Below are 17,546 nucleotides of genomic sequence, written 5' to 3'. Positions count from 1 at the left end.
ATGAGTCTATCTAACCTCGCTGGCACCCCAGAGCGGCTGCGACGCCTCCCAGAACCGGACCGTTATACTTGGCCAGTGCGACCATGCCCTCGATTCTTCGGGGACAAGCCGTCGTCAGGCACATCACTAGGAGCGATCGTTGGGTTCGGATCACGGCACGCCCTTTGTGTTGTCCATCATCATCCCGTCCTACAATTCGGCACGGTGGCTTACTTCGACACTGAGCGCCCTGCAGGTCGCGCTTGCCAAAACCGAGTGGCGGGCCGAGGTCATCGTCGTCGACGACGGATCCACCGATGACAGCGTGGCAGTGATCGCAGCGCTCCTACCTGAATTCAAGTATCCCTTGCGAGTCGTTTCGCAATCTAATCAGGGGCGGTTCCTCGCGCGGTGGAGAGGGCTGCAAGAATCGCAGGGAAGCAACGTTTTATTGCTCGATTCCCGGGTGCTGCTGGCACCGGATTCACTCCACCACATCGCACAGGTTCAACGAGATAGCCCCAGTGAGACAGTCTGGAATGGTCATGCGGTAACCGACCCGACATCCTCGCTCGTCGGCCACTTCTGGGAAGTTCCAATTCATATCTTTTGGGGTGGCTACCTCGCGCACCCACGCCCGACTCAACTGACCTTGCAGAATTACAACAGCCTCCCCAAGGGCACCGGCGTCTTTCTAGCACCTCGCGAACTTCTGATCGCCGCTTGCGAACATTCCTGGCCGGTCGGGGATGCCGCGCTCGCCAGCGATGACACAAAGGTTCTTCGCTTCATTGCCGAGGCGCAGCCCATCCGCCTTGATCCCGGGTTCATGGCTATTTACCGTCCGCGCACAACAGTCAGAGCCTTCATCTCGCACTCTTTCGGCCGCGGCACTTTTCTCGTCGACAGCTTTGGCGGCACGTCTTGGCCCTGGAATCTTGCCTTGGCAGTGAGTGCAGTCGCGCCTGTGGCAATTCTTGCCACACTGGTATTCCTCGTTGCCGTCAACCAGATCCTGCTCGCCGCTGGCTTCATCGTTTTCTGTATACTCCTCCTGGTTGCCCCGGCTGCTGCGGCCGCCGCGCGACGCTGCCCAGCCCGAGGGATTCAGTCGTACTTTCTCTACGCTGCCGTGTTCATCTTTCCTTACTGGATCGGGCTTGTTCGCGGTCTGAAAGTCCATGGAACCAAACTCCTGAGCGTGCAGCGCACGCTCGCAACCACTGGCGGGACACAGGCCAAATGATCATCTTCTGTTACGGAACGACTGCCGAAGCGATTAAAGTCGCTCCAATAATGCGACGGTTGTCGGAACGCGGCATTCCCTTCGAGCAATGGTTGACACTTCAGCAGTCTGATCGGCTGCTCGACGCGCTTCCGGGGCTCGGACTGCCCAGTCCCGACCGCATCATCGTCAATGGCCGGCACGGCCGCCCTCTCACCGGGCTGGGGGACGTACTGTTCTGGCTATCCCGCATCGTACGTTGGACGGTGGTGAATCTCAGCAGGGCGCGACGTAAGCTTGGTAAGAAAAGCATCATTGTAGTGCACGGCGACACTATGACGAGCGTCGTCGGAGCCGTGCTCGCTCGCATGCTCGGCGCGGACTGCGCCCATGTCGAGGCGGGTTTACGTTCGGGCAACTGGCGACACCCATTTCCTGAAGAGTTGGATCGGCGCATCGTCGGCCGCATCGCTCAGATTCACTACGCACCATCACCGGAAGCCGAAGCAGCGCTTCGTGGGCGCAAAAACGTCGTGCCAACCCACGGCAACACGGTTATTGACGCAATTCTGGATCGTGCCAGCAGCCAGGGAACTAACGTTGAAGCCCCATACGGCATCGTGTTACTACACAGGTTTGAATTTCTCAACAATTCACCGCTAGTCGCCCGCACTTTAGAGTCGCTCGCCAACAGTTCCCCGCTCAAGCTCCTCCTCGTTCTGGACGACCACGCACGCCATGCGTTGCGGGAACAGCTGCCCAACCTCGACCCGACGAAGTTCGAGTTGCGTGACAAACTGTCACATGCCCTCTTCGTAGAACTGGTCACTTCAGCGAGTTTCGTCGTAACCGACTCAGGCGGCGTGCAGGAAGAGACCGCACTGCTGGGCATTCCCACCCTGATTCACCGCATTGCCACGGAACGCTCGGAAGGGCTAGGGCACAACGCGGTTCTCTCGCAGTGGAATGTGGATACCCTCACAACATTCCTCAACACCTACAGCGAGTACCGTCGCCCCGTTAGCCCGCCGGAGGACTCACCCTCTGAACTGATCGTAGAGGACCTCATCTCTCGTGGTTATCAAAACTGAACTGGCGGCGGTATCGGTCGTTGTTCCTGCGTACCAGGAGGCAGCAAGCATCGTCGAGGCGCTGACCCGGCTATCAATGGTGCTGGGGACCACCGACCGTGACTACGAGATCATTGTGGTTACCGACGGTTGCACCGACAATACTGCCGAACTAGCGAGAAAGATCGGCCTACCCCACCTCACCGTTCTTGAGTATGCACAGAATCAGGGCAAGGGCTACGCCCTGCGATACGGTTTCGCCCGCACGGCGCATCCACTTGTCAGTTTCATTGACGGCGACCTCGACCTTGACCCGGCTGTTTTGCCGGCATTCTTCGCACTGCTTGACAGTGGGGCCGCTGACGTTGTCGTAGGTTCCAAGGTGCACCCGGAATCTCAGGTCAGTTATCCGCTCAAACGACGCATCGCAAGCCGGGTATTTCGACTTGCGACGCGTCTGGCCACCGGGCTCAACCTCGGGGACACTCAGACGGGAATCAAGGCGATGCGACGAGAACTCGTGGCACCCCTTATCGCCCGCTGCACCGCAACGGGGTTCGCCTTCGACCTCGAGCTCTTGGCGGCTCTGTCAGACCACGGCGCTCAGGTGGTCGAGGCACCCGTCATCCTGAACTTTGATTTCACCAGCACCATCCGAATCTCTTCTGCCGTGGCAGCATTCGCTGACCTTGCCAAGGTCTCCGTGCATCGGCGTCACCTGCGCCGCCTCGAGGCACGAGCCGGCTCATCACTATGACGACCGAGCCGACCCCGAGCTTTTTGAAACGGCACTCGGCGCCGCTCATGACAGTTGGCATCTTGAGTATCGGCGGGATCGCGGCGACCGGTGGGTTCCACGTCGTGACCGGCCGGGGACTCGGACCTGGTGCGTTTGGGTTGTTGGCGGCATTCTTGGCCATCGTCAACATCGCGTCCATCGGGGCATCCGCCCTGCAGAACTCAGTTGCCGTGGTGACCGCCCGAGACCTGCACCTGCCGCCCAACGAAAATCCACGCCGGCGCTTCGGTCTGGACAGTTCAACCTTTGAGGCGCTGGTGCTCGGCCTCGCAGGAACAATCGTGGTCGCCGTCGCCGCTCCGGCGCTGGCCGACGTGCTCGGCACGAGCACTACCGCGCTCTATCTTGCGTCGCTCACGATCATCCCGGGATTCTTGTTTTCTCGAGCCCAAGGCATTTTGCAGGGTGTCGGTGACGCCCGATCCGTGGCGGCCTGGTCAACCGTTTCCCAAATTCTTCGACTTGCTTTCGCAGCTGTAGCCATAGCGACCGGTCTGGGTGCTGTCACCGTGCTCGTCGCTGTTCTCGTAGCGATCTGCGCTGTGACCGTCGGCGCTATGTGGCAGGCCAGCCGCTTGTCGGTGCATTCCGCCGAGATTCCGTTCAATACGAACAGTGTTGTCTTGCTGTTGCTGACCATATCTTTCGCCTGGATCACCAATATCGATGTCATTCTCGTGCGGGGCGGTACCACGGAGCTTGTCTCGGGGGCCTTCGCGGCCGCCGCAGTCTTGACCAAGATGATGCTCCTCATTCCCACCACGCTTTCTTTGTACCTCCTGCCGCGTTTCGTGGCCCGTCAAGGTGACCACAAAACGGTTCGATTCGGTATCAACGTCGTTCTCCTCACCGTGCTGGGAGGCGGCCTCGCCATGATGGTTGGGGTAACCGTGCTCGGTGGACTAATTGTGCACATCCTCTTCGGTGCGGGTTACTCGATGGCCGTTGGTTTTCTTCCGTGGCTCACTCTTGCTTACCTACCGTGGGCGATGGCCCAGGGCCTGTTGATTCGCCTGACGGCGACCGGCTCAAAGTCGGCACTAGTCGTGTTGCTCTCGGCCGCCGGAGCCCAATGGATCGCAGCGGGCATCCTCCTACCAAATGTCGAGGCCATGATTGCTGCAATCGGAGTGATTGGCGCTCTCACCCTGGCTCTCTTCTACCTTCGCCACCTGTTCACCAGCAAAAACGTCATCGAGGCTTCAGATGCTCCTGCTTAAAAAACTCGTCTGGCCCGTCTTCGGCTCAGTCATGCTCGCTTTGAGCTTTCTGGCGGCTACCCGGGTTCCTATTGTCGGCGACGACTTTCAGGCGCTCCAGGAAGCTTTCGTTCGGAGCGGCGGAGACCTGGCCGGTTCCATCGCATACGGCTGGACCGCTGGCATGCAGGCTGGACATTTCAACCCGGTGGGGCAGCTGCTAGGAGCGGTCTACCACTTCGCGGCCTACGAATTCAGCGTGGTCTTTCAGATCACGCCCCAGTTCTTTCACGTTGCCTCCTCGTTGGGACTGATCTGGCTCACCACGCTCGCAGCCAGCTATGTCGTGGTGTGCGCCGCAAAGTTCGTGCGGAACACCAGCGCGCTTCCGCTCGGGCCGATCTTTGCCCTCGTCGCCACGATCACCGGCCTCACGCTGCAGATTCATCCGTGGTCAAACGACCCCGTGACCACCTACAGCATGGCCGGATTCGGCTCTGCTGCCGTCGCGTTCTTGTTGCTGGCCCTGGCCCTGCGCGCCCTCAGCCCAGGCACTTCTCGTTGGGGCGGCCCCGTGGCTGTCGCCGTGGTCAGCGTCTTTGCGGTGCTCTACTACGAAATGCTGGTCGCTGCCGTTGCCGCGACGGCTGTGGTGTACGTGGGCGCGATACTGCCTCGGGCCGATCGCACCCGGTCGAGCGTGAGGAAAAGCCTGCTTCTTCTCATAGTCGGCGTGGCGCTTCCGGCCGTTGTGTTCGTCGGCGGGCGTCTTTTAGCCGCTCCGGCCGCCTCCAGCGGTTATACGGGAACCTCCGTGGCGCTCGGCCCCGACGCCCTGCGCACCTGGGTCTTCTCGATGGTCAGCACCCTGCCGGGTGGCGCGTGGTCCTACTCCATGTATCGGATTAACCCTCTCGCGCTCAGCCGACCGGCCGTGGTCGTCGCCGGCCTGCTCTGCCTGGGCGTAATCGGCCTGGCAATCATCTGGTGGAAGTCCGCTCCCATCCGACTCGATCCGACTCGGCGTCTCTGGGTGCCGGCCGGGGCACTGTTCACCCTGTGGGCACTCAGCGTCGCGGCCCACGCGGTTACACCCAAGTACATCTCGGAAATAACGTCTCCGGGGCTCGTGTACCTTTTTTATGCGGTTGGAGTAGTGTGCGCCGCTGTATTCCTCGCCATTGTGGTCCTAATTCTCCCCCGCACTGCGCTGTTGAAGACCAGCATGATCGCCCTGCCGTTGCTGTGCGCCTTCGTCGTGGTGCAGCAAGCAGTCAACTGGACCCTGGGCGACCTCATGCGGTCGGCATATTCGTCCAATGCTCAACTCGCAGCGGTCTCGACCAATGAAACTTCCTCCGAAGCGGAACGGTGTGCGGCCTTGCAGTTGTGGCTAGAAAAGCCCTGGCCTGAGTACTACGAAGATTCCGTGACAACCAATATCGAACGTAACTTCGAGACAAGTTTTGACGACGAATTCTGCGGGCTGGCAATCGCGGTTCCGGCCAAATGAACACTTAGGGTGCACAGATTCATTTCGTTACTCTGGCGACGTTCTAAGTTAGGCTTGTTGGGAATATAAGTTGACCCGGCGCCGAGCTTTGCCAATTTGAAACTGCTTAGGAACAGATAACATTATGAACCGTCGATTTTCTGCCAGTGTGGTCGCTCTGGCGACCTTGATAGTCCTAATGATGGGGCTCGGCACCGTTCCCGCTTCGGCCGCAACGGCATCAGATTTTAATCCTGGTTACCTCATGAGCGATTCGGTCTTTTTCGACAGTGCGTCGATGAACCCGGCTCAGGTACAGCAATTCCTCAATGACCATAGCAATCCCTGCAAAGCTGGCTATACCTGTCTGAAGGACTACGGTCAGGCGACACAAACCATCACCGCCGACAATCCTTTCAACTTTGCTCCGAGCGGCGCACGTTACTGCAATGGATACATCGGCTCGTCCTGGGAATCGGCGGCCTCGATCATCGCGAAAACCGCAGTCAGCTGCGGAATTAGCGCGAAAGTGCTCATCGTCCTCTTGGAGAAGGAACAGGGCCTCGTATCGGCAACCGCTCCCAGCTCTCGAAGCTACAGCGCTGCTACCGGAAACGGCTGTCCCGATACATCAGCCTGCGATCCTGCGGTTTCCGGGTTTTTCTTTCAGATGTACCACGGGGCCAGAGCATTTCAGCGCTACGTAAAGAATGCCGGCGATTACGGATTTCAGGCCTTCCAAAATAAGAACGTTCTCCACCACCCCAACTCTGCTTGTGGAACACAAGCGGTCTATCTCGCTAATGCGGCGACCGCCGCTCTCTACAACTACACGCCTTATGTACCGAATGCTGCGGCTCTGAACAATCTCTATGGTTCCGGAGATGCGTGCTCGTCCTATGGCAACCGAAACTTCTGGCGTATGTATACCGACTGGTTCGGTTCCCCCATCTCCGGATTGAACAACAAAGACGCCCTCTCTCTCGTGCATTCCGTCTACAACGATGTTCTTGGGCGCAGCCCCGACGCTGCAGGACTCGAGACTTGGCGCGGCTACCTGATCGGTCGGGGATGGCCCGTCACCCAGGTCGCAAATTCCATTCTCTACAGCGACGAATACCTCGTCACCCAGATTAAGCTGGCCTACACGAACGTCCTCCATCGCGAGTTCGACCAAGCCGGTCTCAATGACTGGTTGAACCGAATCAAAATTGGCACCGCAAACGTCGATGAAGTTCAGATGACCTTCATGAAAAGTCTCGAGTACTACGAAAATGCTGGCTCCACACCGTCCGGTTTCACAAACGTGATGTACCAAGACATGCTCGGTCGCTCGGCGGGGCCACAAGAACTCTCGTACTGGGCCGATCAGGCCGCGCAGTTCGGCACAGCACGCAGCGTAAATGGCATCTGGAATTCAACAGAATCTGCGGCTCGACGGATCGCCCTGGTCTACAACCAATTCCTCAAGCGCGGAACAGATGATGCCGGCATTCGCAGCTGGACGCCTCTTGTCATCGCCCAAGGTAACCAAGCCGTTCGATCGGCCGTGCTGAGCAGCGCCGAGTACTTGCAGAACGCTCGAAACCGCTACCCGCAGTAGCGCTTCGAAGCGTCTACTAAGCTGATTCGGTCGGCATTGCGCCGAGCATCATGTGTCTCTGCCGTCTTCATCCCCTGAACTAGGGATCTGATCCAAAGGAAATCTATGCCCCGCGCTCTCATAACCGGCATCACCGGTCAAGACGGACTGTATCTCGCTGAACTGCTCCTCTCCAAGGGGTACGACGTTTACGGGTTCATGCGCGGCCAGAACAACCCCAAGCGCGAACTCGTGGAACAGACCGTTCCGGGCGTGAAGATTCTCACGGGCGATCTGACCGATTTGTCAAGCATTCTGCGGGCGCTTGAAACCGCGCAGCCCGACGAATTCTACAATCTCGGCGCTATTTCCTTTGTCGCTTACTCATGGGAAAACGCTCACATGACGAGCGAGGTGACGGGCTTGGGCGTACTGAACGCCCTTGAAGCCGTGCGTCTTTACTCGCACGACGAGCCACATAAGGTGCGCTTCTACCAGGCCTCAAGCTCGGAGATGTTCGGTAAGGTTCAGGCCGTCCCGCAGAAGGAAGACACTCTTCTCTGGCCACGCTCTCCCTATGGTGTTGCCAAGGTCTACGGCCACTACATGACGATCAACTACCGCGAGTCCTACGGCATGCACGCTTCGTCCGGCATCCTGTTCAACCACGAATCCCCCCGTCGTGGCCCGGAGTTCGTGACACGCAAGATCAGTATGGCTGTGGCACGCATCTCGCTGGGGCTGCAGGAGCACATCACGCTCGGAAACATCGACGCCCGCCGCGACTGGGGTTTTGCCGGCGACTACGTCGACGCCATGTGGCGCATGATGCAGCAGGAGACTCCCGATGATTACGTCATCTCGACGAACGAAACCCATGAAATCCGCGAGTTTCTCGATCTGGCTTTCCGCAGGGTGGGCATTGACGACTGGGCACCGTATGTCAAGCAGGACCCTCGTTTCATGCGCCCTGCCGAGGTCGACCTACTGATCGGCGATTCCACCAAGGCGCGCACTACCCTCGGCTGGGATCCGAAGGTGGGCTTCACAGAACTAGTTCAGATGATGGTCGACAATGACCTCGCTGAACAGAAGCTCAACCTGGCTTAAGCGCACATGGCATCCGTCGTCGTCACCGGAGTCACCGGACAGGATGGCTCGTATCTCGCCGAACGCCTCATCGGCGACGGGTGGGACGTTCACGCGATCGTTCGCGACGGAAAACATGCCGACGAGCAGGAGATTACCCCCGGCGTGACCGTTCACGCCGGGGATCTTGTCGACATCGCGTCCATGCGGTCGGTAATCGACGTCGTCGAACCCGACCTAATCGTGAACCTCGCCGGAATCAGCAGTGTGGCGCAGTCGTGGAGCCAGCCCGAACTCACCGCCCGCGTCACGGGACTCGCTGTGTCCGGCCTGCTCGCTGGAGCATGGGATCTTCAGGAACGCCTGGGGCGCCCGGTCCGTTTTGTACAGGCATCCAGTTCGGAGATATTCGGCGCTGCCGAGCAACGTCCTCAGACCGAGACCACACCGATCGCGCCAATCTCCCCCTACGGCGCGGCCAAGGCCTACGCGCATCATCTAGTCGGTGTCTATCGGGGCCGTGGCTTGTTCGCTTCATCGGCCATCCTCTACAACCATGAGTCTCCAAGGCGCCCCGAGACCTTCGTGACTCGCAAGATAACCCGAGGAGTAGCCCGCATCGTGAACGGCGATTCAACCTCGTTGCTGCTTGGGAACCTTGACGCGCGGCGTGACTGGGGCTGGGCGCCCGACTATGTCGATGCGCTCCTGCTCATCGCCGAGGCCGACGCCGCAGATACCTTCATCGTGGCAACCGGAGTCGAACACAGTGTTCGCGACTTCGTAGCCGCTGCGTTTGCTGCGGCCGGAATCTCGGACTGGAAGTCGCTCGTGGAACTCGACCCACGGTTTGCCCGGCCCGTCGACGCCCCAATCATGCTGGGTGACAACTCAAAGATTCGCGAGACACTTGGATGGTCACCTACGTTGAGCTTTGACGAAACCGTTCACGCCATGGTGACCCACGACCTCGAGCTGCTCGCGTAATCAAGTGGCTCGCCATATTCCCGACCGTCCGGCTACCCTGAATCGCGGTCCGCTCGTTTTATTCGACGCTACGGCCGTGCCCGCCAATCGTGGCGGAGTGGGCCGATACGTTGACGGGCTCCTGGCCGAGCTGGGAGGGCGTATTGAAATTGCCTGCCAGTTGCGCGATGCCGCGCACTTTCGCAGCATTGCTCCCCACGCCGCCGTACTGCCACAGGCGATAGGCATTGAGTCCCCGGTTCGGCGCCTGATCTGGGAACAACTACAGCTACCAGCCCTTGCGCGGCGACGCGGAGCCACGGTCATTCACTCCCCGCACTACACACTCCCGCTATTCACCACACGCGCCCGCGTCGTCACCCTGCACGATGCGACGTTCTTCAGTGATCCGCACGTACATACTTGGCTCAAAGGTGCATTCTTCCGCCTGTGGACGCGCATCTCCGTGCGCCTGGCCCGACAAATAATTGTGCCGAGTCAAGCAACGGCTGACGAGGTCAACCGTTACACCCGCCGCCACGTTACTTTTGTTGTAGCCCACCACGGAGTTGACTTCGACGTCTTTCATCGGCCGACACCGCAACAGATTCAGCAGGTCTCGAAAGAATATGACCTGGGTGAACCGGGTTGGATCACATTTCTGGGCACACTCGAACCACGCAAGAACCTGCCAGCGCTCATTCGAGCGTATGGGCTCGTCGCCACGTCCATGGCCGGCAGCGGTCTTCTGATCCCCCCGCTGGTCCTGGTGGGCGCGCGGGGTTGGGACTCGACCATCGAGGCTGAAATTGCGGCCTTGCCCGCTGTAGCACGGGTCAAAACGCTCGGCTACGTGCCCGCCAACCAACTGAGCGCAATACTCGGAGGGGCGGCCGTCATGGTCTACCCGAGCCTGGGAGAAGGCTTCGGTCTTCCTGTGCTCGAGGCAATGGCCTGCGGAACTCCCGTGCTTACAACGCGCTGCCTGGCGCTCCCCGAAGTTGGGGGAGATGCAGTTGCTTATAGTGAAACAACTGAAGTCTCGATTGCCACAGAATTGCTTGCGCTACTGTCGGCCCCGGACCGACAGGCCGACCTTTCCATGCGAGGCGAGATACGGGCACACTCTTTCACGTGGTCTAGCTGCGCACGTACACATACGCTGGCTTATCGCCGTGCGCGCGCGATCTAGCCGCACCCTATTTCCCGGCCACGTTTGCGAGTCTCGAAGCGACACCGTCAAATCGTGCGTTGCGATTCAGCAATTTCATTGAGTCCCTCTAGACTAGCTAGGGCTATTTCAGTCAGATCTACGAGTGTGGCGTAATCAGAAAACGCTACAACCGGTCGGGGCGTCGGATGCTCAAACTGCGGTGGGTTCAAATATGCCGAGGGGACAAATTGAACATAGACAAAGACCGGCGGGTTCTCATAACGGGTGCGTCCGGCGTAATCGGCGTTGCCGTACAGGACTTATTGTCAGCTCAGGGCTACGACGTTGTCGCTGTTTCTTCAGTTGATGCTGACCTTACCGATGAGAGCGCTACATTTCGCTTGGTTCAGTACGTGAAACCCAAGTTTGTAATTCATCTCGCTGCGCGCGTGCACGGACTCATGGGCAATCTGCACCAGCAGGGCGCGATGTTTTATGACAACGCGCGAATCAATTCCAACGTCGTCGAGGCATCACGCGTCGCAGGCGTATCAAAAATCGTCGCCATGGGTTCAGTAGCGATGTATTCAGACTCGGTCGAATTGCCCATGAACGAGGCGGACGTCTGGAACGGCGCACCGCACGCTTCCGAGGCTGGTTACGCCCACGCCAAACGGGCGATGTTGGCACAACTTGAGGCTTACAAAGACCAGTATGGACTCGATTATGCTTTCGCATTATCAACAAATCTATTTGGTCCACGGGATCGTTTCGATGAATTGCAAGGGCATGTCTTGCCGTCTCTCCTGTCAAAGTTTCATCGCGGGGTCGAGTCCGGCGATCCAGTAACCGTTTGGGGTTCGGGCACGCCAACACGCGACTTTCTGTATAGCAAGGACGCGGCAATTGCTCTTCAACTTCTTTTGGAAAAAGGCACAGGTGTTTACAACCTGGCCAGCGGTCGCCATCACTCCATACGGGACACGGCCGCGTTGATCAGTGACATCAGCGGCTACACCGGAGAAGTCCAGTGGGACCGTAACAAGCCCGATGGTCAGTCTGCACGCGCCTACGACGTGACCAGAATCACGGATCTCGGATGGGAATCGACAACGACGTTCGAAGACGCTCTCCGTGAAACTTACGCGTGGTACTCGAACAACACAGTGCTGGCACGGAGGTAACTACATGACGTTCAAGTCGTATGCTCAAAACTTTGAAGACGTCTTGCTGAACCGGGTCTTTGGCGACGAAAAAGCTGGCACCTACATTGATGTCGGTGCCGCAGATCCCGAGCTCGACTCGGTCACGAAGGCCTTCTACGATCGTGGCTGGACGGGGATCAACATCGACCCGCTCCCGGCTTCCTTCGACCGCCTCGTGCAAGAACGATCTCGCGACGTTAACTTACAAGTGGCTGTCGGCAGCGCAGAAGGTCAAACTACTTTTCATATCGTCGATGCCTATCCCGAGTTATCTACGACGGTCGCCGTGATCGCCGCACAGTATGCGGACACCGGCCGAGTCCTTAACGAGTTAGAGGTACCTGTTCGAACGCTAGCCTCCATCTGCGCCGAGCACGTATCGGGCCCAGTGCACTTTCTGAAAATTGACGTGGAAGGTGCCGAGGCGGAAGTTCTGCGCGGCGCGGATTTCACCCTCGTACGCCCCTGGATCGTTCTGGTCGAGTCCGTCACATTTGGCTCCTCAACCGGAGAGACTCCCGACTGGGACAGCATCCTGCGTGATGCGCACTACACGTTTGCGTATTTCGATGGTTTGAATCGCTTCTATGTGGCCGCTGAGCATGCCACCCGATTAATCAGTTTCTTCGCACTTCCAGTAAACGTTCGGGATGATTTCACCGTTGCAACCGAGGACCGTGCCAACCTAGCCGTCTCTAAAATCGTGCATCTTCTCGGCTTAGACAGTACGGCAGGAACACATGAGATTCTTGAAAGGGCGACTGTGCTGATTTCAGACAGAATTTCCTTCGAGAACGAGGCCTTGGACGCATCCTCTCGCCTTCGGGATATTCAGGTCGAACTACGTGCAACATCCGATGAACTCGACGCCATGAACCAGCAGTCATTTGAGCGAGAAAGACACATCGCTTGGCTCGCTATGGAACGCTCACAGCTTCGAGCAGCTGTGCGACAGCAAGAAGTGACTCACGCGGCAGAAGCAGAGCGCCGATCTTTAGATTTCGACGAGATCGTGCGCCAACGTGACGAAGCTGTCATTCGAGTGCACTCACTTCAGACCAGCGCTTCATGGCGGATCGCTCTGCCATTGCGTGCAGCGCGTCATCCAGCGTCCTATCTCCGAAAGATGCTCAATCGATGACACAATCAGACTTAGCCGCCAAAGGCATCTGTGTCATGGGCCGCTCCGACTTTCACACCGGTATCGGCACCGTCTCAAACGCGGCACTGGAACTATTTTCACGGGTCGTACCCGTTGGGTTTTACCCTGCACGCAACAGAGGTGCGATCTCGACAGATACGATTCACTTACCCGGCGGTCGAGTTGTCCCCATCACGCGTGAGGCAACCAACCATGCCGTCTATTTCTTCTGTGATGTGCTCTGGAATGGCGCAGATGACCTGAACTATACGGCACTGCCTCACGATGGTTTCAAAATAGCCCACATGGCATACGACTCCGATGAATTTCCTCCAGAATGGGTGGTTATTCTAAATGAGCGCTTTGATCTTGCACTGTTTACCAGCAGATACTTAGAAGAAATTGCCGTAAGGTCCGGTGTCCGCATTCCGGTCGGAACTCTTCCCGTTGGATTAGACATTGAAGGACTACTCGCAGAGAAGTACATCGCCGCGCATCCAAGGCGCGTTCGGTTTGGTAGTGTTGCTGCTTTCCATGAACGCAAGCGTCTGGACCTCCTCGTCGAGTCATACATCGAAGCATTTGGCGATAGAGATGACGTAGAGCTCGTTATCCATTCCAACCTCGCCTCGGGCTCCACCTTCGAGCGTGTACAGGCGCTCACGGCGAAGGCCCCCGGGGCTCGCATCACCTTGACGTACGGCAACCTATCCGACGCTGAGAAGAATGACCTGCTCTCGTCCATGGATATCTACGTGTCCACGTCCAGCGGAGAGGGGTACTCGATCGGACCCCGAGAAGCTCTCGCCCTGGGGAAACCACTCGTACTGTCTGGAATTCCCGCACATCGCGATCTTGGTGGCGTGCCAGGCGTATTCTTCGTCGAACCCACAAGCCGGGTTCCTGCACGATATCCGGAAATTGACAACCGGGTCTTTGGACGACAATCAGACTTCTCGTCATCTGACTTTGCGCAATCGATGTCCGAGGCGCGAATTTTCACCCTCTCCCCTGATGCTAAGGCGACAGCCGCTCAGCGCAAGGAGTTGGCCTCTCAGTTTTCGCTCTCCGCACTGGCTGCGCCGTACCAGTCACTCATCGATCGGGATGCTCGCGCCGTTCGTCCCGATGCACCATGGTCAACTTTTGTCCATTTCCCTGACCAAATAGACTCACTTGTTCGGCCGGCTGGCGGGCGTCACGGACAAAGAATCGGTGCCAGGAAGGTTGTCGTCCAGGCCCACGATGGTGGCTTCTTCTCTCTCTTCAACGCCTTTCTGAGCCACCTCGTTTGGGGCCTTCGTGACTCGAACGTTTCAATGGTTATCCCAGACTGGGACGCGGGGCGTCTCATAGAACGAGACGGCCACCCGGAAAGCTATTGCTATAGTCGCCCCGAAGACGGAAATATGTGGCTCGAACTCTTCGAACCTCTTTACGACCTGACCCCTGATGAAATGAACGACGCAGACTTCATTTACGCAAACTCAGTTTTACCTGAATTGCGGCACAATGAAGCTCGCGAGCCTCTCCTTACTTATACAAACGCGTTTGAACTTTATCGGGCGCCATGGTTCAGACAGTTCCGAAGCCAATACAGCCGAGTCTTACAGGAACATGTTCGGCTGATCCCTCCCCTGCAGTCCGAGCGAGATAATTTCGTCAATACCACGATGGGTGGCCGTTTCGTCGTCGCAGCGCACGTCAAGCACCCGAGTCATTCTGTTGAACAACCGGGTGGTTCGATGGCGGAACGCTATCAATATATTGATGAAGTTCGCCAGGCCTTGACGAAACGAGGGATCGTCGAGAGTTCGGACGACTGGCGGGTGTTCGTAGCAACCGATCAAGATCGAGTGGTCAAGCTCTTCAATGAAGAGTTTGGTGACAAGGTCATTCGCTTCGACGACGTTGCACGCGTAAGTGTCGAGTCCGATATTGCCTTCGACACACTTTCCAAAGAAGAACGAAATCAATCCGGTTTTCAATTGCAACACGTTATGGCGGCTGACACCAGTAATTGGTCATCTCGACTGGCATGGGAAGTCTGGCGTGATGCTGAAGTAATGGCACAAAGCGATGTCCTCATCCACGCAGTTAGCAATGTAGCCACGGCCGTTTCCTACATGGGGAAGAATGTCGAAATGGTCTACTGCGATCCCAAGGTATAGCAACGGAAGCTAGCTATCCATCTAATACCTTGATGCTCCGATAGTTTTAGGTGTCGTAAGGTCATAACAGGTGGCCTGATGCCATTTTTCAACAGCTCATGACGTCCGCGGTCGGTCGGTGAGCTACATTTGGCGGGCGCGGAGTCTTCCGTGTTCCAGACCACCATCGTGCATCCGCCCTTATGCACGATCGTGAGTTGCAAATTGACAACCAAGAAACGATGAACAGTTAACAATGACAACTGAAGTTATAACTGTCAAGAAGCCGCTTAGGGTTTTGTCACAGCCTCGTCGTCGTTTTTACCGCCGCGTAGGGCTACAGCAAGTGTTGACAGTCGCAGTCGTTCTAATTCTCCTTGAACTAGTTGTCTTCGGCGACTACTTCAGCGGGGCAAATACGCCACAATTCGACTTTGTAGGGTACAGCGAAGAGGCTTTTGCATGGTGGCACGATGGCACATTTTTTTCCCCAGCCCAGTGGATGCCCTATATGTGGGGTGGATACCCCGCGGTCTCGAATCTCCAAAACAGTTCCTTCTACCTCCCCGTTGGACTTGTAGCGAGCATTACACCGTTTAACCTAACTGCTTCGGCCTGTCTCTCTGCCCTCCACGTTGCATTTGGCGCCTTGGGCGCTTATATGTTTGCGCGCGCATTCGGTCTTCGTCACTTCGCCGCGTTACTCGGGCTAGTCGGCTGGTTCTTCGTTATCGGCAATTATTCAAATGCAGCCCAGCTCGACATCATGCGCGCGTATTCTTGGGTGCCGTGGATATTTCTGGTCATATCGCCACGATGGCCGTGGCGCTCTTGGTGGGCTTATCCGATTGCAGCCCTGATTCTGTGGCAAGCTGCCTTGGGCATCTATCCGGGCATGCTAATTGCGGGTGTCTACGCCTCTGTCACTTGGGTCGCCTTAAACCAATTTTTGTACCGGCCACGATTCAGAACGTATTTACTCCCAATCTTTCTGGTGGGTAGTGCTGCGGTTGCCATGACAATGTTGCGATTCCTTCCCGCGCTCAATGCACGTGGCTACTATCCTGCAGTTCTTCTCGACACCTCAAATTTCAACTTTCACACTTTAAGCACTTTCTTTTTTCCACCCCAGAACATCGCCGACGGACTGGACACCTTCGGCCTCTACTTCCTTCCGGTCCCGCTGTTTGTGCTCCTCGTATTTGTGCCATGGAGGAGTCTCTTAGCGAAAGCACTCATTTCCGTGCTCCTAGCGTCAGTACTGATTGGGCTTCCATTCTGGCCATGGCATGATTTAGTTCAGTTACTCCCAGGCATGTCACTGAGCAGGTTTCGTGCCTCCGACTTCAAAGTCTTTATTCTGTTTGCGATTTGCATGTTGGCGGTCATGGCTCTCGATGAGATTCTTCAGAGTCGCGATTCACGAACAAGCCCCATGTTCACAGCCTTATCCCGCACCACCAAACGGCCGCCTCGAATATTTAAAAGTTTTCCATGGCAAACAGGGATGATTTTTCTGCTGGTTCTGGGGGTATTTTGTTTGGGTCTGAGGTATTCCCCACTGAATCCGTCGAATTGGTTAATCCAAGCTGAAATTCTCGTCGCGTCCGCTGCGATTGTCATATTCAGTACCCGTCGGATGAAAATGATTTCCCTGAATACAGCCGCTGGTGCTCTCGTCTTCTTGTCACTGATCTCAGGGACGCATTACGTATACTCCATCTCGAACGCATGGACCGTTTCGCGATCTGCTGTCGAAGAAGCCAACCTCGGAGAATCCGTAGATTCGCTGATCCAGGAGAGAATCCCAGTCACGACTTCGCCAGGGCGTCCCGCACGCATCGCCCCCCCCGAGCCGCCGAGCGATTTGGAGTCGATCGCGCGGCACTACGGCTCCGCTTTTTATACAGGGGATGACTCCTTTTTTGGATATGTCAATCTCCGCGGCACCCAAACGTACGAGATGATTAAAGTGTCTTCATATTTGCCTGACGAGCTCGGCGTTGCATCGAGAAAATTTTGGACCGCCCCTGGAATAGTTGTGGAATCTGTAAATAGTCAACTGCCTAGCGTCGCAACTACCGCCGCATGCGTTGCCGATGGACTCTGTGGCCCTAATCTGCGATCGATTCCGCTGGCATACTCGGACGGATCCTTCGTTTACGAAGTTGAATCCGCCGCAAATATACGGGTCATTTTGAATGACGCTCATTATGTGGGTTGGTCGGCGCAAGTCTGTCCGCCCACAGGCAGCCGAGGAGAGTGCATGCCAGTGCATTCGGAACGTGGACCGTCAGGTGAAATAGCCGTAGATCTTCCCACGGGACATTGGCAGCTGGAGTTGGACTACACGCTACCGGGGCAGAGAACCAGTTGGATTCTCTTTTGGGGCGGAGTTGGGGTCGTGGCTTTGAGCAGCATTGGTGCCGGAGTGCTATCCAGCCGGCGCGGGCGTACCGATCGAGTCCCAAACCGCGACTGAAAGTAAGCGAGACG

At 57.1% G+C, this 17,546-nt stretch carries 13 protein-coding genes; all 13 read left to right on the top strand.

Translation table 11 applies throughout. The annotated features are described in order from the left end of the window. Positions 1-166 precede the first annotated feature (166 nt). The 13 genes from CXY83_RS06440 (at position 167) to CXY83_RS17365 (ending at position 17,532) form a co-directional block, all read left to right on the top strand. On the top strand, positions 167-1,225 hold the full coding sequence (locus CXY83_RS06440) for a glycosyltransferase family A protein (RefSeq protein WP_233200655.1): 1,059 nt from the start codon (positions 167-169) through the stop codon (positions 1,223-1,225). A 50-nt stretch (positions 1,226-1,275) separates the two neighbouring features. Beyond that, the gene (locus CXY83_RS06435) at positions 1,276-2,295 is read left to right on the top strand and encodes a UDP-N-acetylglucosamine 2-epimerase (protein WP_233200646.1); all 1,020 of its coding nucleotides are present in this window, start codon (positions 1,276-1,278) and stop codon (positions 2,293-2,295) included. Continuing rightward, complete coding sequence (locus tag CXY83_RS06430) at positions 2,279-3,031, top strand: glycosyltransferase family 2 protein (RefSeq protein ID WP_104196543.1); 753 nt, start codon at positions 2,279-2,281, stop codon at positions 3,029-3,031. The genes CXY83_RS06435 and CXY83_RS06430 overlap by 17 nt, the downstream gene beginning before the upstream one ends. A gap of 47 nt (positions 3,032-3,078) precedes the next feature. Next, the gene (locus CXY83_RS06425) at positions 3,079-4,293 is read left to right on the top strand and encodes a hypothetical protein (protein ID WP_146069876.1); all 1,215 of its coding nucleotides are present in this window, start codon (positions 3,079-3,081) and stop codon (positions 4,291-4,293) included. After that, the gene (locus CXY83_RS06420; RefSeq protein WP_104196541.1) at positions 4,280-5,785 is read left to right on the top strand and encodes a hypothetical protein; all 1,506 of its coding nucleotides are present in this window, start codon (positions 4,280-4,282) and stop codon (positions 5,783-5,785) included. Before CXY83_RS06425 ends, CXY83_RS06420 begins: the two co-directional genes overlap by 14 nt. A 124-nt stretch (positions 5,786-5,909) precedes the next feature. Then, the gene (locus tag CXY83_RS06415) at positions 5,910-7,367 is read left to right on the top strand and encodes a DUF4214 domain-containing protein (RefSeq protein ID WP_104196540.1); all 1,458 of its coding nucleotides are present in this window, start codon (positions 5,910-5,912) and stop codon (positions 7,365-7,367) included. Between the two features lie 105 nt (positions 7,368-7,472). After that, positions 7,473-8,456 carry a GDP-mannose 4,6-dehydratase gene (locus tag CXY83_RS06410; protein WP_104196539.1) on the top strand — a complete coding sequence of 328 codons (984 nt, stop codon included), beginning with the start codon at positions 7,473-7,475 and terminating at the stop codon, positions 8,454-8,456. 6 nt (positions 8,457-8,462) lie between these two features. Then, positions 8,463-9,422, top strand: coding sequence for a GDP-mannose 4,6-dehydratase (locus CXY83_RS06405; protein ID WP_104196538.1), 960 nt, complete (start codon positions 8,463-8,465; stop codon positions 9,420-9,422). Positions 9,423-9,426: 4 nt separating this feature from the next. After that, the gene (locus tag CXY83_RS06400) at positions 9,427-10,593 is read left to right on the top strand and encodes a glycosyltransferase family 1 protein (protein WP_233200644.1); all 1,167 of its coding nucleotides are present in this window, start codon (positions 9,427-9,429) and stop codon (positions 10,591-10,593) included. A 209-nt stretch (positions 10,594-10,802) separates the two neighbouring features. Next, positions 10,803-11,738 (top strand): GDP-L-fucose synthase, encoded by a 936-nt coding sequence (locus tag CXY83_RS06395; protein WP_199184906.1) that lies wholly within the window; start codon positions 10,803-10,805, stop codon positions 11,736-11,738. 4 nt (positions 11,739-11,742) lie between these two features. After that, positions 11,743-12,900 (top strand): FkbM family methyltransferase, encoded by a 1,158-nt coding sequence (locus tag CXY83_RS06390; protein ID WP_104196536.1) that lies wholly within the window; start codon positions 11,743-11,745, stop codon positions 12,898-12,900. Continuing rightward, positions 12,897-15,071, top strand: coding sequence for a glycosyltransferase (locus CXY83_RS06385; RefSeq protein WP_158251852.1), 2,175 nt, complete (start codon positions 12,897-12,899; stop codon positions 15,069-15,071). The genes CXY83_RS06390 and CXY83_RS06385 overlap by 4 nt, the downstream gene beginning before the upstream one ends. 235 nt (positions 15,072-15,306) lie before the next feature. Then, complete coding sequence (locus CXY83_RS17365) at positions 15,307-17,532, top strand: hypothetical protein (RefSeq protein WP_146069875.1); 2,226 nt, start codon at positions 15,307-15,309, stop codon at positions 17,530-17,532. Positions 17,533-17,546 lie beyond the last annotated feature (14 nt).

Source organism: Cryobacterium sp. M15, assembly GCF_002929675.1.
GTDB lineage: Bacteria > Actinomycetota > Actinomycetes > Actinomycetales > Microbacteriaceae > Cryobacterium > Cryobacterium lyxosi.
The sequence above is the reverse complement of the archived record's forward strand: the minus strand, read 5'-3'. Positions and strand labels throughout refer to the sequence as shown.

What these genes read in the sequence shown, in the direction of transcription:
- CXY83_RS06425 (WP_146069876.1), top strand. Translation starts at nt 3,079, where the DNA reads ATGACAGTTGGCATCTTGAGTATCGGCGGGATCGCGGCGACCGGTGGG.
- CXY83_RS06405 (WP_104196538.1), top strand. Translation starts at nt 8,463, where the DNA reads ATGGCATCCGTCGTCGTCACCGGAGTCACCGGACAGGATGGCTCGTAT.
- CXY83_RS06415 (WP_104196540.1), top strand. Translation starts at nt 5,910, where the DNA reads ATGAACCGTCGATTTTCTGCCAGTGTGGTCGCTCTGGCGACCTTGATA.
- CXY83_RS06410 (WP_104196539.1), top strand. Translation starts at nt 7,473, where the DNA reads ATGCCCCGCGCTCTCATAACCGGCATCACCGGTCAAGACGGACTGTAT.
- CXY83_RS06385 (WP_158251852.1), top strand. Translation starts at nt 12,897, where the DNA reads ATGACACAATCAGACTTAGCCGCCAAAGGCATCTGTGTCATGGGCCGC.
- CXY83_RS06435 (WP_233200646.1), top strand. Translation starts at nt 1,276, where the DNA reads ATGCGACGGTTGTCGGAACGCGGCATTCCCTTCGAGCAATGGTTGACA.
- CXY83_RS06420 (WP_104196541.1), top strand. Translation starts at nt 4,280, where the DNA reads ATGCTCCTGCTTAAAAAACTCGTCTGGCCCGTCTTCGGCTCAGTCATG.
- CXY83_RS17365 (WP_146069875.1), top strand. Translation starts at nt 15,307, where the DNA reads ATGACAACTGAAGTTATAACTGTCAAGAAGCCGCTTAGGGTTTTGTCA.
- CXY83_RS06390 (WP_104196536.1), top strand. Translation starts at nt 11,743, where the DNA reads ATGACGTTCAAGTCGTATGCTCAAAACTTTGAAGACGTCTTGCTGAAC.